This is a genomic window from Sphingomonas sp. ABOLG (assembly GCF_003950435.1).
In the GTDB taxonomy this organism is placed as follows: domain Bacteria; phylum Pseudomonadota; class Alphaproteobacteria; order Sphingomonadales; family Sphingomonadaceae; genus Sphingomonas; species Sphingomonas panaciterrae.
Genome location: NZ_QQWW01000005.1, coordinates 106,779 through 128,312, shown reverse-complemented (window position 1 = coordinate 128,312; position 21,534 = coordinate 106,779). Strand labels below are relative to the sequence as shown.

At 66.6% G+C, this 21,534-nt stretch carries 22 protein-coding genes; 9 read left to right on the top strand and 13 right to left on the bottom strand.

Going from position 1 to position 21,534, the window contains the following annotated elements; all coding sequences use genetic code 11:
• Nucleotides 1-8: 8 nt before the first annotated feature.
• From CA236_RS07805 to CA236_RS19260, 3 genes are all read right to left on the bottom strand, one after another.
• Complete coding sequence (locus tag CA236_RS07805; protein WP_046408448.1) at nucleotides 9-689, bottom strand: HPP family protein; 681 nt, start codon at nucleotides 687-689, stop codon at nucleotides 9-11.
• Nucleotides 690-694: 5 nt separating this feature from the next.
• Nucleotides 695-2,464 carry a DUF885 domain-containing protein gene (locus tag CA236_RS07800; protein ID WP_241212580.1) on the bottom strand — a complete coding sequence of 590 codons (1,770 nt, stop codon included), beginning with the start codon at nucleotides 2,462-2,464 and terminating at the stop codon, nucleotides 695-697.
• A 333-nt stretch (nucleotides 2,465-2,797) separates the two neighbouring features.
• Nucleotides 2,798-3,622 carry a cold-shock protein gene (locus CA236_RS19260; protein WP_125945181.1) on the bottom strand — a complete coding sequence of 275 codons (825 nt, stop codon included), beginning with the start codon at nucleotides 3,620-3,622 and terminating at the stop codon, nucleotides 2,798-2,800.
• A gap of 282 nt (nucleotides 3,623-3,904) precedes the next feature.
• On the opposite strand from CA236_RS19260, the gene CA236_RS07790 reads away from it, so the two are divergent.
• The 5 genes from CA236_RS07790 (at nucleotide 3,905) to rpoN (ending at nucleotide 8,366) form a co-directional block, all read left to right on the top strand.
• Nucleotides 3,905-4,525 carry a ribonuclease D gene (locus CA236_RS07790; RefSeq protein WP_125945180.1) on the top strand — a complete coding sequence of 207 codons (621 nt, stop codon included), beginning with the start codon at nucleotides 3,905-3,907 and terminating at the stop codon, nucleotides 4,523-4,525.
• Between the two features lie 143 nt (nucleotides 4,526-4,668).
• Nucleotides 4,669-5,307 (top strand): LPS export ABC transporter periplasmic protein LptC, encoded by a 639-nt coding sequence (gene lptC / locus CA236_RS07785; RefSeq protein ID WP_125945179.1) that lies wholly within the window; start codon nucleotides 4,669-4,671, stop codon nucleotides 5,305-5,307.
• A 5-nt stretch (nucleotides 5,308-5,312) separates the two neighbouring features.
• Nucleotides 5,313-5,852: an LptA/OstA family protein gene (locus CA236_RS07780; RefSeq protein ID WP_046409127.1), complete on the top strand. Its 540-nt coding sequence runs from the start codon at nucleotides 5,313-5,315 to the stop codon at nucleotides 5,850-5,852.
• Nucleotides 5,853-5,996: 144 nt separating this feature from the next.
• Nucleotides 5,997-6,773: an LPS export ABC transporter ATP-binding protein gene (gene lptB / locus CA236_RS07775; RefSeq protein ID WP_046409126.1), complete on the top strand. Its 777-nt coding sequence runs from the start codon at nucleotides 5,997-5,999 to the stop codon at nucleotides 6,771-6,773.
• Nucleotides 6,774-6,872: 99 nt separating this feature from the next.
• On the top strand, nucleotides 6,873-8,366 hold the full coding sequence (gene rpoN, locus CA236_RS07770; RefSeq protein ID WP_125945178.1) for an RNA polymerase factor sigma-54: 1,494 nt from the start codon (nucleotides 6,873-6,875) through the stop codon (nucleotides 8,364-8,366).
• Nucleotides 8,367-8,397: 31 nt separating this feature from the next.
• Here rpoN and CA236_RS07765 read toward each other — a convergent pair whose 3' ends face one another.
• From CA236_RS07765 to CA236_RS07740, 6 genes are all read right to left on the bottom strand, one after another.
• Complete coding sequence (locus CA236_RS07765) at nucleotides 8,398-10,212, bottom strand: acyclic terpene utilization AtuA family protein (RefSeq protein WP_125945177.1); 1,815 nt, start codon at nucleotides 10,210-10,212, stop codon at nucleotides 8,398-8,400.
• 94 nt (nucleotides 10,213-10,306) lie between these two features.
• A complete protein-coding gene (locus CA236_RS07760) occupies nucleotides 10,307-11,596 on the bottom strand; it encodes an adenylosuccinate synthase (RefSeq protein WP_046409123.1) in 1,290 nt (429 codons plus the stop codon).
• A gap of 110 nt (nucleotides 11,597-11,706) precedes the next feature.
• Nucleotides 11,707-12,804: an ATP phosphoribosyltransferase regulatory subunit gene (locus CA236_RS07755; protein ID WP_125945176.1), complete on the bottom strand. Its 1,098-nt coding sequence runs from the start codon at nucleotides 12,802-12,804 to the stop codon at nucleotides 11,707-11,709.
• Between the two features lie 63 nt (nucleotides 12,805-12,867).
• Entirely contained in the window at nucleotides 12,868-13,119 is a 252-nt protein-coding gene (locus CA236_RS07750) for a hypothetical protein (RefSeq protein ID WP_125945175.1), read from the bottom strand.
• Between the two features lie 42 nt (nucleotides 13,120-13,161).
• Nucleotides 13,162-14,739 carry a phosphoglycerate dehydrogenase gene (serA, locus tag CA236_RS07745; protein WP_125945174.1) on the bottom strand — a complete coding sequence of 526 codons (1,578 nt, stop codon included), beginning with the start codon at nucleotides 14,737-14,739 and terminating at the stop codon, nucleotides 13,162-13,164.
• A gap of 124 nt (nucleotides 14,740-14,863) precedes the next feature.
• The gene (locus CA236_RS07740) at nucleotides 14,864-16,015 is read right to left on the bottom strand and encodes a phosphoserine transaminase (protein WP_125945173.1); all 1,152 of its coding nucleotides are present in this window, start codon (nucleotides 16,013-16,015) and stop codon (nucleotides 14,864-14,866) included.
• Nucleotides 16,016-16,240: 225 nt separating this feature from the next.
• Here CA236_RS07740 and CA236_RS07735 point away from each other — a divergent pair, with 225 nt between their 5' ends.
• Nucleotides 16,241-16,888 (top strand): extensin family protein, encoded by a 648-nt coding sequence (locus tag CA236_RS07735; protein WP_241212566.1) that lies wholly within the window; start codon nucleotides 16,241-16,243, stop codon nucleotides 16,886-16,888.
• Between the two features lie 11 nt (nucleotides 16,889-16,899).
• On the top strand, nucleotides 16,900-17,781 hold the full coding sequence (locus tag CA236_RS07730; protein ID WP_046409118.1) for an LOG family protein: 882 nt from the start codon (nucleotides 16,900-16,902) through the stop codon (nucleotides 17,779-17,781).
• 17 nt (nucleotides 17,782-17,798) lie between these two features.
• On the opposite strand, the gene CA236_RS07725 is transcribed toward CA236_RS07730, so the two are convergent.
• Together CA236_RS07725 and CA236_RS07720 are read right to left on the bottom strand one after the other, a co-directional pair.
• Nucleotides 17,799-18,083: a DnaJ domain-containing protein gene (locus CA236_RS07725; protein ID WP_206430528.1), complete on the bottom strand. Its 285-nt coding sequence runs from the start codon at nucleotides 18,081-18,083 to the stop codon at nucleotides 17,799-17,801.
• Nucleotides 18,083-18,865: a division plane positioning ATPase MipZ gene (locus CA236_RS07720; protein WP_046409153.1), complete on the bottom strand. Its 783-nt coding sequence runs from the start codon at nucleotides 18,863-18,865 to the stop codon at nucleotides 18,083-18,085. Before CA236_RS07720 ends, CA236_RS07725 begins: the two co-directional genes overlap by 1 nt.
• A gap of 80 nt (nucleotides 18,866-18,945) precedes the next feature.
• On the opposite strand from CA236_RS07720, the gene panC reads away from it, so the two are divergent.
• Complete coding sequence (panC, locus tag CA236_RS07715; protein WP_125945172.1) at nucleotides 18,946-19,788, top strand: pantoate--beta-alanine ligase; 843 nt, start codon at nucleotides 18,946-18,948, stop codon at nucleotides 19,786-19,788.
• 72 nt (nucleotides 19,789-19,860) lie between these two features.
• Nucleotides 19,861-20,157: a sel1 repeat family protein gene (locus tag CA236_RS07710; protein ID WP_125945171.1), complete on the top strand. Its 297-nt coding sequence runs from the start codon at nucleotides 19,861-19,863 to the stop codon at nucleotides 20,155-20,157.
• A gap of 48 nt (nucleotides 20,158-20,205) precedes the next feature.
• On the opposite strand, the gene CA236_RS07705 is transcribed toward CA236_RS07710, so the two are convergent.
• Together CA236_RS07705 and CA236_RS07700 are read right to left on the bottom strand one after the other, a co-directional pair.
• Entirely contained in the window at nucleotides 20,206-20,490 is a 285-nt protein-coding gene (locus CA236_RS07705; RefSeq protein WP_125945170.1) for a hypothetical protein, read from the bottom strand.
• Complete coding sequence (locus CA236_RS07700; RefSeq protein WP_241212565.1) at nucleotides 20,490-21,470, bottom strand: glycerophosphodiester phosphodiesterase; 981 nt, start codon at nucleotides 21,468-21,470, stop codon at nucleotides 20,490-20,492. The genes CA236_RS07705 and CA236_RS07700 overlap by 1 nt, the downstream gene beginning before the upstream one ends.
• Nucleotides 21,471-21,534: the final 64 nt, after the last annotated feature.

Genomic DNA, 21,534 nt, shown 5'->3' with positions numbered 1-21,534 from the left:
GAAGCGGCCTACCGCGTGCGGCGCTGTTGCGGCGCTGCTCGCCGGACGGCGGCATGATGGACCGCCCGCTGCACCAGAAACGTCAGATCCTCGCGATCGATGTCATAGGTTTCGCTCAGATCCTCGAGCGCGCGGTCGACATCCTCCCGGTCCGGCGCGCCATGCTGGACGACCGCCGGCGGCCGGTGCGGGTAGGAATGACCGGAAAAGCGGTGAAAGGCGACGGCCGCCAGCGTCAGCAGCACCGCATTCAACCCCACCGGCACCACCGCAAACCAATATCCGGTGGACAGCACCACGGGGCCACCCACCACCGCGGTCAGGGCGGCCGCGCCGCCAGGCGGGTGTAGGCAGCGGCACAGCGACATGATCAGGATCGCGCCGCCCACCGCCACCCCGGCGGCCAGCGCCACATCGGGGATCAGCTTGGCCGCCGTGACGCCGACGAACGCTGAGATGGTGTTGCCGCCAATCACCGGCCATGGCTGCGCCAGCGGGCTCGCCGGGACCGCGAACACCAGCACCGCTGCCGCGCCCATCGGGGCAACCAGCCAGGGGCTCAGGCCGACCGGGTGAAGCAGCGCAAGCGCCAGCGCCCCGGTCAGCCCGATGCCGATCACGCCGCCGGCGCTCGCCACCAAACGGTCGCGCAATGTCCCGCCGGCAAGGATTGCGTGGAAGATCGCCATGCCGGTCAGCGCTGGCTGGCGATCCAGTCGGCGACTTTGCGCTCCAGCACGGGCATGGGCAGCGCGCCGGTATCCAGCAGCGTCGCGTGGAAGCCGCGCGGGTCGAACTTCGCACCCAGCTTCTGCTTCGCGTCCGCCTTCAGCCGCAACATCGTCAGCTGCCCGATCTTGTACGCAAGCGCCTGTCCGGGGATCGCGATGTACCGCTCGACCTCTGCCGTCGCGTCGCTCTCCGGCATCGGCGAATTGTCGATCATGTAGCGGATCGCCTGCTCGCGCGTCCAACCCTTGGCATGGATGCCGGTATCGACGACCAGCCGCATCGCGCGCAGCATCTCGTCGTTCAGCCCGCCCATCCGCTGGTAGGGATCGGTCTCGACCCCCAGTTCGGGATAGAGCGTCTCGGCATAGAGGCCCCAGCCCTCAACAAAGGCCGTGTTGCCACCGAAGCGCATGAAGGCGGGAAGGCTCTCGTTTTCCTGGGCCAGGCTTATCTGGAAATGGTGACCGGGGACCGCCTCGTGCAGGTACAGCGTCTCCATGCCCCAGAGATAACGGTTCGCCAGATCATAAGTGTTGTAATAGAAGATGCCCGGACGCGAACCGTCGGGCGTCCCCGACTGGTAGGAGCCGGCGGCGGCGGTCTTCTCGCGGAAAGCCGGCACCGGCCGGATGTCGAGCGGCGTTTCCGGGATCAGCGCGAACTGCTCGCGCACCCGCGCGTCAACCTTCTTTCCGATCTCGGCATAGCCCGCCGCGATCTCTTCCGCCGACTTGGGCTGGAAGCGCGCATCGGTCCGCAGATGCTGGAAGAATTGCGGAAGGCTGCCCTGAAAACCGGCGTGTTCCTTCTGCTTTTCCATCTCCGCCAGGATCCGCGCCACTTCGCGCAGGCCCAGCTGATGCACCTCCTCCGCCTTCAGCGGCAGGGTCGTGTTGCTCTCGATCAGATAGTCATAATAAGCGGCGCCACCGGGCAATGCAGAGGTGCCGATCGTGTCGCGCGCCTTGGGCAGATATTCCTGCTGCAGGAACGCGCGCAGGCGCTGATGGGCAGGGGTCAGCACGTCGCGCACTTGCTTGGCATAAGCCGCCGTCAGCCGCGTACGATCCGCCGCGCGCACCGCATCGGGGAACTTGGTCACCGGCTCGTAGAACAAGGATTCCTCGACCGACGGCGCGAGCAGATTGTCGAGCTGCCCGATCACATTCTGCACCACCAAGCGCGGCGGCATGATGCCCTGCGCCATGCCCTCGCGGGCACGCACGATCATGCGATCAACCAACGCCGCATATTGCGCGTTGCGCTTCAGATTGTTGTCGTAATCCTCGGTCGTCTTGAACGGAGCAGCCCCCTGACCCGAGGCGAATTCCGGGTAGAAGGTCTGAAAGCCGCGAAAGTGGTTGATCGGCAGGACGTCGCTGATCCGGCGCAAGGCAGGATCAAACGCCTTCAGGTCACGCGCGCGATCGCTCTCGAAAACGTCGTAGGCGATGCGGTCGACGGTACCCAGCTTGGAACGGTCAATCTTCCGCAGCGCGTTCAGATCGTCGACCAGCGCCTGGCGTTCAGCCTCGTCATAGGCGCGGGTGTAATAGTCGCCGAGGCGGTTGGCGTAGCGCAGGTCGCCGCGCGAGATTGCTTCGATCGGGTTGCGACGCAACGCCGCCTCGTTGCTCTCCTCGAACAGGCGGCGCAGCTTTGCACCTTCCGCCGCCTGTGCAGCGGGGGGCGCAGCAGCCCGCGGGGCCGCGGCGGGGCTGGTCTGAGCGATGGCGAGCGTGGGAATAGCGACAGACAGCAGAAGCGGGAGGACGAGGCGCAACAGACGACCTTTCGATGGGGCTGCGCGTCACCTAGAGCCTGTCCCCCCACCGCGGCAATGGTCGCGGGTCATACAATCGCTCGCATCGCCGGATCCGGGAATCGCCTCCCGATTCTCGGGGGAAGATATGGCGGGACCCAGGCAGAACGACCCGCTCGTCGCTCCACTCATCCGGAGCGCCATCTGAGTCGTACGCCGCATCTACTGGGGAAGGCGCAAACGAAAATGGGCCGCCCGGTTGCCCCGGACGGCCCTTCCCTCTCCTATGGCAGAAGCGGGGTGTTAGCTCGACGTCGACAGGTTGACCGCTGCATACTTGCCGCGACGATCAACTTCGATCTCGAACGACAGGCGATCGCCCTCGTTCAGGCTCGACATGCCGGCACGCTCGACAGCAGAGATGTGCACGAAGGCATCCGGCTGGCCATCATCGCGCTGGATGAAACCGAAGCCCTTCATCGCGTTGAAGAACTTGACCGTTCCGGTCGCCTTCTCGCCCGTCAGCTGACGCTGCGGGGCGCCAGCGCCGCCGGCACGCGGCGCGCGCTCGGCGCCGAAGCCGCCCTCGCGCGGTGCGCGCTCGGTCACCGGCATCGGCTCGCCCTCGATCTTGAGGTCGGTCGCCGAGATGCGGCCGCCACGATCGACGAGGGTGAAGCCAAGCGGCTGACCTTCGGCAAGGCCCGTCAGGCCGGCCTGCTCGACCGCGGAGATGTGAACGAAGACGTCTTCGCCGCCGTCATCGCGGACCACGAAGCCAAAGCCCTTCTGCGCGTTGAAGAACTTGACCACGCCGGTACCCTCGCCGACGACCTGCGGCGGCATGCGGTTACCACCGCCAAAGCCGCCACCGCCGCCGCCGCGGAAACCACCGCCGCCGCCGCCGAAGCCGCCGCCGCCGAAGCCGCCACCGCCGCCACGGAAGCCACCGCCGCCGCCACCAAAGCCGCCGCGATCACCACCGAAACCACCACGGTCGCCGCCGAAACCGCCGCCGCCAAAACCACCGCCACCGAAGTCGCCGCCGAAATCGCCGCCGCCGAAGTCATCGCGCTTGTCGCGCCCGCGTCCGCCACGATTGCCGCGGCCACCTTTGTCGTAACCCATAAACCCTGTTCGTCTTCCCGCTCCGCCCGCAAAATCGTTCAAGATCCGCGCGATGGACGGCCGGCGCGGAGCTCCGTGACGCGAAAGCTGATGCGCCACGAGACTCGTCATAGCGCATCCGCGCACCTACCGCGAATAGAATCGTCACCAAAAACAAGTATTACGCTGCGATCATTGCGCAACTGTCGCGTTGAAGGCACAGCCCGTCGCTGGATTTTCTGCAGAATGTGGGCGCTGCGGTGTGTTGTTGAGCCTTTTGGCGCGCCGCGCTAGGGCATCACGATGGCCGTATATTTCCATGAAGAAGACCTGCCGGGCGATGTGTTCGTTCCGGGTGCCCCGCTTGCCGTCGACACCGAAACCATGGGGCTCATCACGCCGCGTGACCGGTTGTGCCTGGTGCAGATTTCCGACGGCACCGGCGATGAGCATCTGGTGCGGTTCAACCCCGGGTCCGATTATGCCGCCCCCCATCTGCGGGCAGCGCTGGCCGATCCGGCGCGGCTCAAGCTCTACCATTTCGGCCGTTTCGATATCGCGGCGATCCGCCACTACATGGGGATTGTCGCGGCCCCGGTCTATTGCACCAAGATCGCCTCGCGCCTGGTGCGCACCTACACCGACCGGCACGGCCTGAAGGAGCTGGTTCGCGAATTGCTGGGGCAGGACATCTCCAAGCAGCAGCAATCGTCCGACTGGGGCGGTCCCGACCTGAACGACGCGCAGCGTGAATATGCCGCGTCGGACGTGCGCTACCTCCATCGCCTGCGCGAGGAACTGGATCGGCGACTCGCCCGCGAGGGTCGCACGGCGCTGGCGCAGGCTTGCTTCGACTTCCTGCCGCACCGTGCCGAGCTTGATCTCGCCGGCTGGCCGGAAACCGACATCTTCGCCCATGCCTGAGCCACACCCCGCTTGTGATGGCGGCGCGGCGCCTGAGCGCGCCGTGTTGGCACGAAGCAATGCGGGGCTGCGGCTTTTTTGGCGCTCGTCGCGTTTGATGCCCGCCGGGCGACCGGCGACGGGCAAGGGGAATGGCGTCACGCATGTCTGAAATAGCCATCCGGGAACGCTCCAGGCGGCAGCGCTGGGCGGCACCGGGCAGCCGGCACGATCGGCTGATCTCGGTGATGTACTGGCTGCTGCCCGTACTGATCGGCGTTCTGGCGGCCTTTCTGGTGATGGCCCCGCTGACGCGCGCTGGGGACGTGTCGTTCGTTCTTGACAAGAACAAGGTGGAGGTCGCCAAGGAGCGGCTGAAGATCCAGAAGGCGCAATATCGCGGCTCCGACGCCAAGGGCCAGCCCTTCACGCTCGACGCCGGCTCGGCGGTGCAGCGCAGCTCGGCTGAACCGGTGGTACAGCTCAACGAACTGATCGCGCGCATCCGGCTGGAGGATGGCCCCGCGTCGTTGACCGCCCCCAGCGGCCGCTACGACATGGAAAGTGAGCGGGTGAATGTGGACGGGCCGATCGCGTTTCGCGGGCCCAACAACTACACACTCGACACTCAGGATGCCGAGGTCGACCTGAAAACCCGCAAGCTGCGCTCGCGCGAGGCGGTGACGGGCACGGTATCGCAGGGAACGTTCAGCGCGGACCGGCTCGATGCCGATCTGGAGGCGCGAACCGTCACGTTGCGCGGCAATGCCCGCTTGCGCGTGAACCCGCGAGGGGCGAGATAGCGCGCATGACACGTCCGGTCCTTCTCGCCCTTTGCCTGGCAACCGCTCCGCTGGCGACCACGGCCGGTGCTCAGACGCGGCACAATACCAATGCGCCGATCGACTTTGCGGCGGACACGATCGAGCTTCAGGATCGCGCCAACCGCGCGGTACTGCTGGGCAATGTGTCGGTTCGCCAGGCCGAAATGTCGCTGAGCGCGGCGCGAATGACGGTGAACTACACCGGCCAGATCGTGGACGGGAACCCGCAGGTATCGCGGCTGGACGCATCGGGCGGGGTCGTCGTGCGTCGCCCTGATCAGACGGCGCGCAGCCAGTTCGCCGTGTATGACCTGAACCGTCGCGTCATCACCATGATCGGCGGCGTCTCGCTGACGCAGGGCGCCAATACCGTGAACGGCGGCCGCCTGACGATCAACCTCGACACCGGCCGCGCGGTGATGGACGGATCGTCGGTTCGCGGGGGCGGCAGCGGCTCGGGCAATGTCACGACGGCGCCGTCGGGTCGCGTCACCGGCACCTTCTCCGTTCCGAAGCGGAACTGACCGGGAGCAACCCGCCGCGATCGGGGGTTTCCCTCTGCGCGTGCATTATGCATCATCACTGATGAATGTTTCTGATGCATGATTCCTGCCAGTTGCCATTCGACTGACGAGGCACTGGAACGATTGGCGAGGCAAGAACAGGCGATGGACGAGGTCACGACACTCGAAGAGGTGGAAGCAGTCCACGAGGCGCCGATTTCCGACGGCCTGCAGGTCGTCTCGATCGCGAAATCCTATGACAAGCGCACGGTGCTGCGCGACGTGTCGGTGTCGGTCGGGCGCGGCGAAGTCGTTGGCCTGCTCGGCCCCAATGGCGCGGGCAAGACGACGTGCTTCTATTCGGTGATGGGGCTGGTGAAGCCCGACGCGGGCCGCATCATGCTGGATGGCGAGGATATCACCGGCCTGCCGATGTACCGGCGGGCGATCCTCGGCCTTGGCTATCTGCCGCAGGAAACGTCGATCTTTCGCGGCCTGACGATCGAGAAGAACATCCTGACCGTGCTCGAACTGAACGAGCCGGATGCCACCGCGCGCCAGCAGAAGCTCGACCGGCTGCTCGACGAATTCGGCCTCACCCGGCTGCGTGATGCGCCGGCCATGGCGCTGTCCGGCGGTGAGCGGCGCCGGGCGGAAATCGCCCGGGCACTGGCCGCCGACCCCTCGATCATCCTGCTCGACGAACCCTTCGCCGGCATCGACCCGCTGTCGATCGCCGACATCCGCGCGCTGGTGAAACAGCTCAAGAGCCGCGGGATCGGGGTGCTCATCACCGATCACAATGTGCGTGAGACGCTCGAAATCGTCGACCGCGGCTACATCATCTACGACGGCCGGGTGCTGTTCTCCGGCGCCCCTGCGGATCTGGTCGCCGATCCCAATGTTCGCCGCCTCTATCTGGGCGAAGAATTCTCGCTCTGAGCCGATGCTGACCGTCCCTCTCCTCGCAGTCCCGGGTCCTGCCCGGACCGCGCATGGCCAGGGTAGCGTTGGGCGTGCCTACGGCGGCGCCGCCACGAGATGAGCCTCGCGCCGCGCCTCGACCTGCGTCAGTCGCAATCGCTGGTGATGACGCCGCAGCTCCAGCAGGCAATCAAGCTGCTGACGCTGTCGAACCTCGAGATTGAAGGCGTCATCGCCGAGGAGCTGGAGAAGAACCCGCTGCTGGAGGCACTGCCCGCGGCGGACTATACGCCGGCGCCGGAGCGTGAGCCCGAAGCGCCCCGCGACGAGCCGGCGCCGGCTGACGAACTGGTCCTCTCGGGCGAAGCGGCCGGCGAGGCACTCGACGTCGACATCGTGGCAGAGCGATTCGACGACAGCCCGCTCGACAGCATGACCGGCGATCGCGCGGCGGGGGACGGCCTCGGCCTCACCGGCGCGACGGGCGGCAGCCTGGAGGACGGGCCTGACCTCGATGCCCTTGCCGCCGGGGATCGATCGCTCACCGAACACCTGCTGTATCAGGCAGGCGAGGTGCTTGGCGGCGGCGACCTGTTCGTGGCCCAGCATCTGATCGATCTGATCGACGAGGCGGGTTACCTGACGACCGAACTCGCCGACGTGGCCAGCCGCCTGGGCGTGCCGCTGGAGGCTGTTGAGCGCCTGTTGAGGGTCATCCACACCTTCGACCCCACGGGCGTCGGCGCCCGAAACCTCGCCGAATGCATCGCGCTGCAGGCGCGAGAGGCCGACCGCTACGATCCCGCGATGGCGCGCCTGATCGACAACCTCGATCTCGTCGCGCGCGGCGATCTCGCCCGGCTGAAGCGGATCTGCGAGGTCGATGACGAGGACATGGCCGACATGATCCGCGAGCTGCGCGGCTATGATCCGAAGCCCGGGCTCCGCTTCGGCGGGGAGCCGATGCAGGCGGTGACGCCCGACCTCCACGTGCGCCGCACACGGGGCGGCTGGATCGTGGAGCTCGACAGCGCCACCCTGCCGCGCGTGCTGGTCAACCGGCGATACCATGCAGAGCTGTCGTCGGGTCCGCAGGACAAGGCCTCCAAGGCGTGGCTCGGCGACATGCTGGCCAGCGCCAACTGGCTGGTGAAGGCGCTGGACCAGCGGCAGAAGACGATCATCCGCGTCGCGACCGAGATCGTGCGCCAGCAGGAGGCGTTCTTCCTGAAAGGCGTCGCGCATCTTCGCCCGCTGACGCTGCGGCAGGTCGCCGATGCGATCGAGATGCACGAATCGACCGTCAGCCGCGTGACCTCGAACAAATATCTCAGCTGCGCGCGCGGGCTGTTCGAGCTCAAATACTTCTTCACCTCGGCGATCCAGTCCGCCGACGGCGGCGATGCCGTGTCCGCCGAAGCGGTGAAAAGCGCGATCCGCGGCCTCATCGCCAATGAAGGCGCCAAGATCCTCAGCGACGATACGATCGTCGAGCTGCTCAACGCCAAGGGCTTCGATATCGCCCGCCGCACCGTCGCCAAATATCGCGAGGCAATGGGGATCGGCAGCTCGGTGCAGCGGCGGCGCCAGCGGGCGCTCAGCGGCGGCTGAGCACCCCGGCCCCGGGGCCGCCGCCCCTCGATCAGCCGACCAGACGCCGCGGCACCTTCACCTTCATGTCCAGGAGCTGCTGCGCCTTGCCCTTGGCCAGCGCATCGAGCCGCAGGCTGGCGAACTGCCCCCCGCCCAGCGACTGGATGCAATGCAGGTTGATCGCATTCATCCCCGGCAGCTCGTACCGGCGAACCTCGGGATGGCTCGCCCCTTCGAACTCATGTGCGAAGAACGCCTGCACCGCGTCCTCGGTCAGCCCGGTGCGGATCCAGGGCAGATATTCCGGCCGCCGCGCGATCACGCCGACGTTGAACGCATTGCCCTTGTCGCCCGACCGCGCCCAGGCAAGGTCGATCAGCTGAACCTCGACCATCTCCTCGTCAGCACCGACCGCCGGCGCCTCATCATCCACCTGCGGCCGCACGATCATCGCCGGATCGAACGGCGTCGCCGGCGCCGGGTTGGCAACGGTGATCGTCTCCCCGCCCAGCGACACGCTGGCGGTCACCGACGCCCCGTCGACCAGGAACGAAAACACCTGCGCCACCGGCGAGATCGTCGGCCGCGCGCCGAACCACCCGGTCGAACCCACGCTCATCGACGTCGTGGGGGAATCGAACTCGCGCATCATGATGCCCAGCGCCTCGGCATCCTCATGCTCCGCCCCGATCCGCGCGATCACCTCGCGCGTCGCGGACAGCGCCGGATTGGCCTGCGCGCCATAGCTTGCCTCGGTCCCCAGCAATTCGACCCGCGTATCGCGCAGCGGCGGCAGGTTGCGCCCGCGCAGCATCTCGCCGACGCGGGTCAGCACCGCCTCTGCCTGCGCCTGCGCCTTCTTCGCCGCGTCGCGCCCGACCACCGGCATGATGCCGATGAAGCGATGCCCGTTCTCAAACGTGACGCAGGTCTTGAGCTTGCCGGTCGGCGGATAACCCCTGGCGTTGGACACGCGCACGCGGTGCTCGCCCTCTTCGGTGACGCTCAGCTGCGAGAAATCGCACACCACGTCGGGCAGCGCATAGGCCTGCGGATCGCCCACTTCGTACAGGATCTGCTCGGCAACGGCGGCTGCCGAGACGAGCCCGCCCGTCCCCTCCGGCTTGGTGACGATGAAATCGCCATTCTCATGGCACTCGATCACCGGATAGCCGATGTGCGCCCAGTCGAGCACTTTCTCCCAGTCGGTGAACAGCCCGCCGGTCGCCTGCGCGCCGCATTCGATCACATGTCCCGCCAGCGATCCCGCCGACAGCCGATCGTGATCGTCCGGCCCCCAGCCGAATTCATGCATCAGCGGGCCGAGTGTCAGCGCGCTGTCGACCACGCGCCCGGTGATGACCACCTCCGCACCCGCCGCCAGCGCCGCCGCGATCGGCCCCCCGCCAAGGTAGGCGTTGGCGGTCCACACCTTCTTCGGATCGGGAAAGGGCGCGTCGTTGAACATCTCGACCACGCCGCCCGCGGCGAAGTCGGGAACTCGCCCGATCAGGTCATCGCCGGTGACGATTGCGATCCGGAAGGAAAGCCCGGCTTCCGCGGCAAGCTCCTCCATCCGCGCGCGGCAGGCCTGCGGGTTCACGCCACCCGCGTTCGTCACGATGCGGACGCCCTGTGCCTTGAACTCGCGCAGATTGTCCTTCCACACCCATTCGGTGAAATCGCGCGCATAGCCCTGGTCCGGGCGCACCTGCTTCAACTGGCCCAGCGGCGCCATCGTGGCTTCCGCCAGATAGTCGAGGATCATGTAATCGAGCCTGCCGCCTGCCAGCAATTGCGGCGCCGCGACCGAACTGTCCCCGAGGAATCCGCCCGCACCGCCGATCCTGACCAACTTGGCCATCTCACTCTCCCGCTTGTTTTGCGGAGAGCCGTAACGGAAAGCGGCACGCAGGCAAACCGCCCCTCCCCGCATTGCGCAGGGAGGGTGGTGTCACTCAGTCCGCGAAGGGATCGCGAACCAGGATCGTGTCCTCGCGCTCCGGGCTGGTCGACACCAATGTTACCGGGCAGTTGATCAGTTCCTCGATGCGGCGGATGTACTTGATCGCCTGCGCCGGCAGGTCGGCCCAGCTGCGCGCGCCGGCGGTCGACTGCGACCAGCCTTCCATCGTCTCGTAGATCGGCTCGACCGCGGCCTGATCGGCCGCGTGCGACGGGAAATAATCCAGCGTCTCGCCGCGCAAGCGATAGCCGGTGCAGATCGAGATCGTCTCGAACCCGTCGAGCACGTCCAGCTTGGTCAGCGCGATGCCGGTGATGCCGCTGACCGCTGCGGACTGGCGCACCAGCACCGCGTCGAACCAGCCGCAACGGCGCTTGCGTCCGGTGACGGTGCCGAACTCATGCCCGCGCGTTCCCAGCCGCTCGCCGGTCTCATTGTCGAGCTCGGTCGGGAACGGGCCGGAGCCGACACGCGTGGTGTACGCCTTGGCGATACCCAGCACGAAGCCGACCGCACCCGGCCCGAGGCCGGAGCCGCCCGCCGCGGTGCCCGCGATCGTGTTGGACGAGGTGACGAACGGATAGGTGCCGTGATCGATGTCGAGCAGCACGCCCTGCGCGCCTTCGAACAGGATGCGCCGGCCGGCGGCGCGTGCCTCGTTCAGGTCACGCCACACCGGCTTGGCGAAGGACAGGACGAAGTCCGCAATCTCGCGCAGGTCGGTCAGCAACCGCTCGCGATCGATCGGCGGCTCGCCGAATCCGGCGCGCAGCGCATCGTGATGCGCCGTCAGGCGGTCGAGTTGCGGATCGAGATCGTCGAGATGCGCGAGGTCACACACGCGCAGCGCGCGGCGGCCGACCTTGTCCTCATACGCGGGGCCAATGCCGCGGCGGGTGGTACCGATCTTGCCGGCGCCGCTCGCATCCTCGCGCAGCCCGTCGAGATCGCGGTGGAACGGCAGGATCAACGCGCAGGTATCGGCAATGCGCAGCGTGTCGGGCGACACCATCACGCCCTGCCCCGACAGTTTCTCGACCTCGGCCTTCAGCGCCCAGGGATCGAGCACCACGCCATTGCCGATCACCGATGGCGTGCCACGCACGATACCCGACGGCAGCAGTGACAGCTTGTAGACGTTTTCGCCCACGACCAATGTGTGGCCGGCATTGTGGCCGCCCTGGAAGCGGACGACCATGTCGGCACGCTCGGCCAGCCAATCGACGATCTTGCCCTTGCCCTCGTCACCCCATTGGGCGCCGATCACCGCAACATTCGCCATGGATACAATACTCCCCCTGCCGGGATGATCCTGGCCGCCCTTCGACAGGACTCGGCGACCAGAAGGGTCCATAAATGCGCCGCGCCGGTAGCCGTGGCGCGACGCCGCTGTCAACCAGCCAACGGCCGGGCCTCACCATCAACGAACAGGTGGGTGCACAGTTGCGCTTCGGGCGTGTCACCGGCGGCAAGCGCGGCAACCGTCGCCCAGCCGGCGGAACGCATCGCGGCGCCATCCGCTTCCGACGTGCCCAGCGGCAGGAACAATCGCCGGCGCTTGCCCGCGCAATCGCCCGCGATCGATGCGGCGAACAGCGAGAAGCCGGTCGCCGCCTCCTCCGCGCCATCCTCATGCATCAGCGTATAGGTGCCGCCCCGCCCGACCTCGCGGGTCGCCCCTTGCGCGAACAGCGAGAAACCAAGCCAGGTCTGATATTCGAAGCCATGCCGCTCGGTCGGATCCAGCGTCAGCGTGGCGCGGCCGCCAAGCGCCCTCGAAATCGCCTCCAGCCCGTCGAGTCGTGATGACAGGACGCCAGCACTGTCGAACGCCCGCAGCCGCGCAATTGCCGCATCAAACGGCCCCGCCGCCTCGATCAGCGGCAGGTATTCCGGCGCCAGCGCCGCGACCGCGCCCGCATCCTTGGCATCCAGCCGGTCGCGCAACTGCTCGACATCGCTGACCGGCAGCGGTCCGGACGACAGCGTCTCCACCAGATCGGGCAAGGTGAAGTCGACCGACACGCCGGTCGCGCCCGCCGCGGCGAGCGCCTCGACCGCCACCGTCACGACCTCGCGCGCGGCGGCGACCGAATCGAGGCCGATCAGCTCGCACCCGATCTGCCGCGCCTCGCGATCGGGCTGCAATGCCCCGCCGCGCAGCTTCAGCACCGACCCGGCATAGCTCAGCCGCACCGGGCGCGGGTGGTGCGCCATGCGCGTCGCCGCGATCCGCGCGACCTGCGCCGTGATGTCGGGGCGGATCGCCATCGTGCGCTGGCTGACCGGATCGACGAAGCGAACCGCATCGGCGAGGCCGCCGTCCTTCAGGCGCGAGGCGAGGCTATCGGCAAATTCCGCCAGCGGCGGGTCGACCCGCTCATAGCCATAGGAATGGGCGACCGCGAGCACGCGCGATTCGACCGCCGCCGACGCATCGGCATGCGGCGGCAGGCGATCGCGAAACCCCTCGGGGAGCAGCGTCGTCATCTTACGCGCTCGCCCCGATCAGATCGGCGCACGGGAAAGGAGCAGTCGACAGCACCACGGCGATCATCTGAAAGGCACCTCGTTCAAATTCATCATCCTGCGCAGCGCACCGCCGCGCGATGACGCGAAAGCATGGCCGCCCGACCAAAGCGATCGGGCGACGTCGCGCGCCTCGTTGCCCGCACGGGTGCCGCCGTCAACCTCGATGATGCGCGCGCCTGTATTGGGCGCCCGCGGGGGGCCGAAAAACCGATCCGGCCGCGACACCAGGTGCCGCGGCCGGATCATCGCCGAAATGATGCCAGGCGCGGCCATTCTTCTCCGGAAGAAGGCCACGCCGGCTCCGGGCAAAAGGGCTTAGAAGCGAAGCCCCATCGCGGTCTTCACCCCCGGCAGCGCCTTCACGGTCGCCAGCAGTTCCGCCGTCACCGGCTGGTCCACCGACAACAGCAGCACCGCCTCGCCACCCGCCTGACGGCGGCCGAGATGGAAGGTGCCGATGTTCACCCCGGCCTCGCCCAGCGTGGTGCCGAGGCGGCCGATAAATCCCGGCGCATCCTCGTTCACGACATACAGCATCGCGCCGGTCAGATCGGCCTCGACCTTGATGCCGAACAGCTCGACGAGGCGCGCGGCCTGATCGCCGAACAAAGTGCCCGCGACCGAACGCTCGCCATCCGCGGTACGGACGGAAACGCGCAGCAGCGTGTGATAATCGCCCTCACGCTCGGTGCGGATCTCGCGCACTTCCATGCCGCGCTCGCGGGCCAGGAGCGGCGCGTTGACCATGTTCACCGTGTCGGTCTGCGTGCCGAGGAAGCCCTTCAGCACCGCGCTGGTCAGCGGCTTCGGGTTCAGCTCCGCCGCGGCGCCTTCCATGTGGATCGAGATGCGATCGATCGCGCCATGCGCCAGCTGGCCGACGAGGCTGCCGAGCTTTTCGGCAAGGCTCATGTAGGGCTTCAGCTTGGGCGCTTCCTCGGCCGTCAGGCTGGGCATGTTGAGCGCGTTGGTGACGCCGCCCGACACGAGATAGTCCGCCATCTGCTCGGCCACCTGAATGGCGACGTTCACCTGCGCTTCGGTGGTCGACGCGCCGAGGTGCGGCGTGGAGATGAAGTTCGGCGTGCCGAACAGCGGGCTTTCCTTCGCCGGCTCAGTGACGAACACGTCGAGCGCCGCGCCGCCGATATGGCCGCTGTCGAGGCCCTGCTTCAGCGCCGCCTCGTCGATCAGGCCACCGCGCGCGCAGTTGATGATCCGCACGCCCTTCTTGGTCTTGGCGAGATTCTCGGCCGACAGGATGTTGCGCGTCTGATCGGTCAGCGGCGTGTGCAGCGTGATGAAGTCGGCACGCGCCAGCAGCTCGTCCAGCGTGACCTTCTGCACGCCAAGCTCGATCGCACGCTCTTCGGTCAGGAACGGATCGTAGGCGACGACCTTCATCTTCAGCCCGAGCGCGCGATCGGCGACGATCGAGCCGATGTTGCCCGCGCCGATCAGGCCCAGCGTCTTGCCGGTGACCTCGACGCCCATGAAACGGTTCTTTTCCCACTTGCCCGCCTGGGTCGACCGATCCGCCTCCGGCAGATCACGCGCCAGCGCGAACATGAGGGCGATGGCGTGCTCGGCAGTGGTAATCGAATTGCCGAACGGGGTGTTCATCACCACCACGCCCTTTGCCGAGGCCGCGGGGATGTCGACATTGTCGACGCCGATGCCGGCGCGGCCCACAACCTTCAGGTTGGTCGCCGCCTCGAGGATGTCCTTCGTGACCTTGGTCGAGCTGCGGATCGCCAGACCATCATATTGGCCGATCATCGCCTTCAGCTCGTCCGGCGTCTTGCCGGTGATCTCGTCCACTTCCACGCCGCGCTCGCGAAAGATCTGCGCGGCCTTGGGATCCATTTTGTCGCTGATAAGAACCTTGGGCATGGGATAGTCCTTTGCCTGCACCGTCGCCCCGGCCTGGAGCCGGGGCCCCGCCATCTGCGGCGCTACGGTGAGAAGAAGCGTGACCCCGGATCAAGCCCGGGGCAACGCAAGGGAGTGGGTGGTCTCAGGCCGCCTTGGCCGTCGCGTAGGCCCAGTCGAGCCACGGGCCGAGCGCGACAATGTCCGCGGTGTCGACCGTGGCGCCGCACCAGATGCGCAGGCCCGGAGGGGCATCGCGATAGCCGCCGATGTCATAAGCGGCGCCCTCTGCCTCGAGCAGCGAGACCATCTTCTTGATCACCGCTTCCTCGGCATCGACCGTCAGGCAGACGCTCGTGGTCGAGCGCGAGGCTGGCTCGGCCGCGAGGTGCCCGAGCCAGTCGCGCGCGGCAACGATCTCGTCGAGCGCCTTGGCGTTCGCATCGGATCGCGCGATGAGGCCGTTCTCGCCCAGCGACTTTGCCCATTCGAGAGAGAAGATCGCGTCTTCAACCGCCAGCATCGAGGGGGTGTTGATTGTCTCGCCCTTGAACACGCCCTCGGCGAGCTTGCCCTTCGAAACGAGGCGGAACACCTTGGGCAGCGGCCAGGCCGGCGTGTAGGTTTCAAGCCGCTCGACCGCGCGCGGGCCAAGGATCAGCACGCCATGCGCGCCTTCGCCGCCCAGCACCTTCTGCCAGGAGAAGGTGGCGACATCGATCTTGTCCCACGGCAGGTCGTACGCGAACACGCCGCTGGTCGCGTCGGCGAAGGACAGGCCCTCGCGATCGTCAGCGATCCAGTCGCCGTTCGGCACGCGAACGCCGCTGGTGGTGCCGTTCCAGGTGAACAGCACGTCGTTCGACCAATCGACCTGGCCGAGATCCGGCAGCTGGCCGTAATCGGCGCGGATGACGGTGGGGTCGATCTTCAGCTGCTTGACGGCGTCCGTCACCCAGCCTTCGCCGAAGCTCTCCCAGGCAAGCGCGGTGACGGGGCGGGCGCCCAGCATCGTCCACATCGCCATTTCGAAGGCACCGGTGTCGGAGCCCGGAACGATGCCGATGCGGTGCGTGTCAGGCAGCTTCAGCAGCTCGCGCATCAGATCGATGCAATATTGAAGGCGCTGCTTGCCGATCTTGGAGCGGTGCGAACGACCGAGCGTGGCATCGGCCAGCTTGGCGGCATCCCAGCCCGGCGGCTTTGCGCAGGGGCCCGAGGAAAAATAGGGTCGCGCCGGTTTCGTGGCGGGTTTCGCAGGCGCAATGGTGGCGTCGGCGAGCGTCGTATCAGTCATGTCTGACTCTCCTTACAGAGAGCACGCGCGGCGTTGGGACCGCGTGGCCCGCCGACGGCTCTAGTGAACCGGGGACAACGTGGCAACCGCGATAAAGTGCGATCGACTCGCTTCGTCCTCTGCTACCCACCATTCAACCTGCGCGCCCCAACCACCGCTTTTCCTGAGCGACAAAACCGGCAAGAAAAGAGCGGCGCGTCAAACAGTTCATCGCGATCGGGGGAAGTGTTGCGTACCTTCATCATGCTCGCGCTGGCGGCGAGCCTCGCCGCGTGCGGCCGCTCGGAGCCGCCGGCGCGGTCCGATCGGCGCACCCCCGCGCCGCGAATCGAGGGGCCATCGTCACGCGAAACCGCGCAATGCCACCGCGACCTGCGCGAGATCGGCGTTGCTTATGAACCGCTGCCCGATCGCCAGTTCGGGCCCGGCTGCGGCGTAATCGGCACAGTGAAGCTGCTCGACATCGGCGTGCCGACAACAAACCTTGGCGCCGTGCGATGCGGCGCGGCGCGCACCTATGCGCGGTGGGCGCGCAATGCCGTTGCGCCCGCGGCTTACCAGATACTGGGCAGCGAACTGGCAAAGATCGAAAGCATGGGCACATACAATTGCCGCAACGTTGCCGGCACCGGTCGCCGCTCCGGCCATTCGGTCGCCAATGCGATCGACATCGGCGGTTTCGTTCTGAAGGACGGGCGGCGGATTACCGTGCTCAACGACTGGAACTCGTCCGATCCTGCCATCCGCCAGTTCATGCGCACGATCACTGCGTCCGCCTGCCGCCGGTTCGGCACGGTGCTTGGCCCAAACTATAACAGCGCCCATCGCAACCACTTCCATCTGGAGGACGACAAGGCCAATTTCTGTCGTTAAAGGCCGACGAAATGACAGAAACCCGCGTACCGAGCCGCACCTTTCCCCGTGCGCGCCAGGATGCCGAGTCGGCCAAGACCGGCATCTCCACCCCCCAGACCGAAAACCCGGCTTACCGCCTCGCCTTCCAGGACATGGACTTCCTGCTGCGCGAGGATCTGCGGCCGGTGCGTTTTCAGCTGGAGCTTTTGAAACCCGAACTGCTGCTGGAAGAGGCCCATATCGGGTCCACGTTCGTGGTGTACGGCTCCGCACGCATCCCCGAGCCGGAGAAGGCGCAGGCGATGCTGGAGATGGCCGATCCCGAGCATCGCCACATCGCCGAGCGACTAGTCGCCAAGTCCAAATATTACGACATGGCGCGCGAGCTCGCCCGACTCGCCAGCAACTTCCCGCGCGACGAACAGGGCAAGCGGCACTTCGTCGTGTGCTCGGGCGGCGGTCCGTCGATCATGGAAGCCGCGAACCGCGGCGCGGCGGACGTTCACGCCGAATCAATCGGCCTGAACATCGTCCTGCCGCACGAACAGGCGCCCAATCCCTATGTGACGCCGTCGCTCAGCATGCAGTTTCACTATTTCGCGCTGCGCAAAATGCACTTCCTGCTGCGCGCGCGCGCCTTGGCCGCCTTCCCGGGCGGCTTTGGCACCTTCGACGAACTGTTCGAACTGCTGACGCTGATCCAGACCGGCAAGGTCGCGCCGATCCCTGTGCTGCTGTTCGGCCGCGAATTCTGGGAGCGCGTGGTGAACTTCGACGCACTGGTCGAGGAAGGCGTGATCTCCGAACGTGATCTCGGGATCTTCACCTATGTCGAAAGCGCGGCCGAGGGCTGGGCGGTCGTCCAGCGCTTCTACCAGGAGCGGGCGGACAAGGAAGCAACCGCCGCCTGACGGCGCGGGCTGATCGATCAGCCCGCGCGCTGCAACAACAGGTCGCGCGCGGCATTCAGCGCGCGCGCCTGTTCGGGCGAGCCACCACGATCGGGATGCGCTTCCGCCATCAGGCGGCGATGCGCCGCGCGGATCGTTGCCTCATCCGCCTGTTGATCCACCCCCAGCAAGCGTCGCGCCGCCGCCGCATCGCCCGGCTCAGCCATCACCACCCGGCGCTTGACCGACTTCCCGCCCCAACCATTCTTCCACAATCGCCAACCGGCATAAGCGACCAGCAGCGCCAAGATGAGCTTCAGCATCACGCGACGAGCGGCGTGGCGGGTTCAGGCAGCGACAATCCCGACATCATCTCGCGCAACTCCTGCCGCGCCGCGACATGGCCCAGCCCCATTCCGCCAAAATCCTTGGTATCCAGCATCGTCAGCCCCGACGGGAACAGCTCGCGATAGATCACACGCTCGCCAAGGCCAGGGATGATGCGAAAGCCGACCCGCTTCGCCAACTGGTCGAGCGCTTCGGACACGCGCCGCATGTTGCGTGCCTCAATATGCTGCAGGCGGTTGCGCAGCACGACCCAGTCGATCGTTGACCCGTCGGCCTTCGCACGCGCCTTGCGCGCATCCCAGATCAGTTCGGAGTAGAAGCTCGGCCGCGTGACCTTGAACGTCTCGGGATGGACCTGCCCGATCAGATCGAAATCGACGAAGCTGTCGTTCATCGGCGTCACCAGCGTGTCGGCCCGCGTCGCGGCGGCACGTGCATATGGATCGTCACGTCCCGGTGTATCGATCACCAGGAAGTCGCTGTCGCGCAGCATGTCCTGATACGCTTCCTCGAAATCCTCGTGCGCCGTCCGATAGCGCGGGATCATCAGCGCCGATCCGGTGCGACGAACCGTCTCGGCCCGGTTGTCGAGATAGCGTCCCATGGTGCGCTGGCGATGATCGAGATCAAGGCAGGTGACGCGCGCGCCCCGCACGGACAACGCAATCGCTACGTGAACGGCGGTGGTCGACTTGCCCGTCCCGCCCTTCTCGTTGGCGAACACGATCACGTGAGTATTGTCGGAACCGGTCGGCAAATCGTCGCATCCTTTGTTGATCGCGTCCACCGATCCCCATAGATGCCCGCCCGTTCCGTTTCGAGTGGAGTTTCATCGGCGTGCAGACTGTCCGTGACCTGAACGAGCTGCGCGCCGCGATCGCTGCCTTCCGTGCAGAGGGTGCGCGCATCGCGCTTGTGCCTACCATGGGGGCGCTTCACGCCGGGCATATCGCATTGATTGACGCGGCAAAGCGGGTCGGGACTAAGGTTGTTGCCTCGATCTTCGTCAACCCGACGCAATTTGGCCCGAACGAGGATCTGGCGCGCTATCCGCGCCGCGAGGCCGCCGATTCGCGGATGCTGGCGGAGGCGGGCTGCGACCTGCTGTGGCTGCCGACCGTCGAAACCATGTACCCCGACGGCTTCGCCTCGACCGTCAGCGTCGCAGGCGTGAGCGAGACGCTGGACGGCGCGGCACGTCCCGGACATTTCGACGGCGTCGCGACGGTGGTGACGAAGCTGTTCAACCAGGTTTCGCCGGACGCCGCCTTCTTCGGCGAAAAGGACTACCAGCAATTGCAGGTGATCCGCCGGATGGTGAACGATCTCGATTTCGCGATCGACATCGTGGGCGTGCCAACGCAGCGCGATGATGACGGCCTGGCCCTCTCGTCGCGCAACATCTACCTCGACGAGGAAGAACGCGCCAAGGCGGTGGCTCTGCCACGTGCGCTTGGCGTCGCCGCCCGCGCGATCGCCCGCGGCATCCCCGCAGAGGAAGCAGCAGCAGAAGCGCAGACGAGCCTCGTCGCAGCCGGGTTCACCGTCGATTATGTCACTTTGGTCGACGCTGAGACGCTGGCCGCCAACCCGGGCGCTGATCGCCCCCGCCGCCTGCTCGCCGCCGCCCGGATGGGACAGACCAGGCTGATCGACAACATTGCTGTCACGCTCGACTGAGCGCGTTAACCATTTTGATACACGAATCGCGCCAATGTCGCCGCATGGGGACATGAACATGGGGCGAGGGAAATGGGTAACAGTCTCGAAAGTGCGCGTTTTCTGATCAACAGCCGGCTCAGCGATGCGCTGCGCGGCGATGATGATGCCTGCTACGATTTGGGCGTTGCCTATTCCACCGGCACCAACGGCGCGGAATACGACCTGATCGAAGCCCACAAATGGTTCAATCTGGCCGCCGTCGCCGGACACGTCGCGGCCCAGGCAGCCCGCGCCGAAATCGCCGATGACATGCCGGCCCGCGACATAGCGGTGGCCCAGCGCGCGGCCCGTGCGATCATCGCCCAGGCGCAGCGCCGCGCCGCCTAGCGCCGTCGCTTCAGGGGCGCGCGTAGCACCTGCGGACCTGCCGCTCGCTCAGCGATCGCGGCCGGCGACGAAGCCGTCATAGGGACCGCACGTTTCGGGATTCTTGCGGCAGCGCTTCTGCCATTCGCGCCGCTCCTTGCCTTCGCGCGCCTCGTCCTTGCGCATCTTGCGGCCGTAGTTGCGGTCGGCCTCCTCCTGACTCGTGGTGGACCAGTCGACCACCTTCCCGGCGGCCTTGAACGGCGCCGTCACGACGCTCGCGGCCGTGCGAACGCAGCCGCCAGTGGCGAGCGGGATAATCGCGGCCGCCGCGATCAGAACTGTTTTACGCATCACTTCACTCCCCGCACCTGATCGCGCACCTTTACGCCTGTTGCGGGAAAGTCGGTGAAGAATCCGTCGATACCAAGGCGGAGGGCAGCCGAAATCTCGGCGGCCAAGCCACCGTGGCCGCGCGGGTTGATCCCTTGTCGATAGGGGGCGGGAAGGAAGTAATTCTCCGCGCGGTACGTCCAGGGATGGACGCGCAGGCCGGCTGCATGGGCGTCGCTGACAAGCGTGGTCGGCGCTGAGCCATCCCAAAGCATTGCCTTGTTGGGCCCAATGCCCCACGCGTAGCCCGCCACCGCATTCAACCCGGCCGGCGTCATCATCGCGGCATAGCTTGGCGCGGCGCCATCCGCCGGCCCGCCCTTACCATCGACCAGCTGGATCAGCCGCACACTCGTCATGTCCTTCAGCCGCTTGAGGTTCGCGATCTCGAACGACTGGATGAACACTGGCGCATCGGCGCTGTCCCATCCGGCACGGCGCAGCGCCTCGACCAGCGGCGCATCCGTTCCCATGCCGATCGACGCGAAATAGGTCGGGTGCTTCGTCTCGGGGTAGATCCCCACGCCGTGCTTCTTGGCCAGCACGATTACCTCGTCGAAGGTCGGGATCGTCTCCCTGCCGTCATAGTCCCGGTTGCCCGGGCGCATCAGGGGCAGCCGCTCCTTCGCGCGCAGCGTCTTCAGCTCCGCCAGCGTGAAATCCTCGGTGAACCAGCCGGTCAGTTCCTTGCCGTCGATCGTCTTGGTCGTGCGGCGATCGGCGAATTCCGGATGGTCCGCGACGTCGGTCGTCTCGCTGATCTCATTCTCGTGGCGCGCCACCAGCACACCATCGCTGGTCGGCACCAGATCGGGCTCGATCACATCCGCACCTTGCGCGATCGCGAGTTGATAGGCGGCAATCGTATGCTCCGGGCGCTCTCCGGAAGCACCGCGATGAGCAATCACAATCGGCGGCGACAAGGAAGGAACGAAAGTCATCGGCTCCATTTGCGACGTGGATCTACAAGCTGCCAGCGCTATAACAAGAATTATCGGGATATAC

What these genes read in the sequence shown, in the direction of transcription:
- CA236_RS07755 (WP_125945176.1), bottom strand. Translation starts at nt 12,804, where the DNA reads ATGACGACGCTGCTCCCCGAGGGGTTTCGCGATCGCCTGCCGCCGCAT.
- CA236_RS07705 (WP_125945170.1), bottom strand. Translation starts at nt 20,490, where the DNA reads ATGCGTAAAACAGTTCTGATCGCGGCGGCCGCGATTATCCCGCTCGCC.
- rpoN (WP_125945178.1), top strand. Translation starts at nt 6,873, where the DNA reads ATGAGCCTCGCGCCGCGCCTCGACCTGCGTCAGTCGCAATCGCTGGTG.
- CA236_RS07725 (WP_206430528.1), bottom strand. Translation starts at nt 18,083, where the DNA reads ATGCTGAAGCTCATCTTGGCGCTGCTGGTCGCTTATGCCGGTTGGCGA.
- CA236_RS07780 (WP_046409127.1), top strand. Translation starts at nt 5,313, where the DNA reads ATGACACGTCCGGTCCTTCTCGCCCTTTGCCTGGCAACCGCTCCGCTG.
- CA236_RS19260 (WP_125945181.1), bottom strand. Translation starts at nt 3,622, where the DNA reads ATGGGTTACGACAAAGGTGGCCGCGGCAATCGTGGCGGACGCGGGCGC.
- CA236_RS07700 (WP_241212565.1), bottom strand. Translation starts at nt 21,470, where the DNA reads ATGACTTTCGTTCCTTCCTTGTCGCCGCCGATTGTGATTGCTCATCGC.
- CA236_RS07740 (WP_125945173.1), bottom strand. Translation starts at nt 16,015, where the DNA reads ATGACTGATACGACGCTCGCCGACGCCACCATTGCGCCTGCGAAACCC.
- CA236_RS07750 (WP_125945175.1), bottom strand. Translation starts at nt 13,119, where the DNA reads ATGGCCGCGCCTGGCATCATTTCGGCGATGATCCGGCCGCGGCACCTG.
- CA236_RS07710 (WP_125945171.1), top strand. Translation starts at nt 19,861, where the DNA reads ATGGGTAACAGTCTCGAAAGTGCGCGTTTTCTGATCAACAGCCGGCTC.
- CA236_RS07765 (WP_125945177.1), bottom strand. Translation starts at nt 10,212, where the DNA reads ATGGCCAAGTTGGTCAGGATCGGCGGTGCGGGCGGATTCCTCGGGGAC.
- lptC (WP_125945179.1), top strand. Translation starts at nt 4,669, where the DNA reads ATGTCTGAAATAGCCATCCGGGAACGCTCCAGGCGGCAGCGCTGGGCG.
- CA236_RS07760 (WP_046409123.1), bottom strand. Translation starts at nt 11,596, where the DNA reads ATGGCGAATGTTGCGGTGATCGGCGCCCAATGGGGTGACGAGGGCAAG.
- serA (WP_125945174.1), bottom strand. Translation starts at nt 14,739, where the DNA reads ATGCCCAAGGTTCTTATCAGCGACAAAATGGATCCCAAGGCCGCGCAG.
- lptB (WP_046409126.1), top strand. Translation starts at nt 5,997, where the DNA reads ATGGACGAGGTCACGACACTCGAAGAGGTGGAAGCAGTCCACGAGGCG.
- CA236_RS07790 (WP_125945180.1), top strand. Translation starts at nt 3,905, where the DNA reads ATGGCCGTATATTTCCATGAAGAAGACCTGCCGGGCGATGTGTTCGTT.
- CA236_RS07730 (WP_046409118.1), top strand. Translation starts at nt 16,900, where the DNA reads ATGACAGAAACCCGCGTACCGAGCCGCACCTTTCCCCGTGCGCGCCAG.
- CA236_RS07805 (WP_046408448.1), bottom strand. Translation starts at nt 689, where the DNA reads ATGGCGATCTTCCACGCAATCCTTGCCGGCGGGACATTGCGCGACCGT.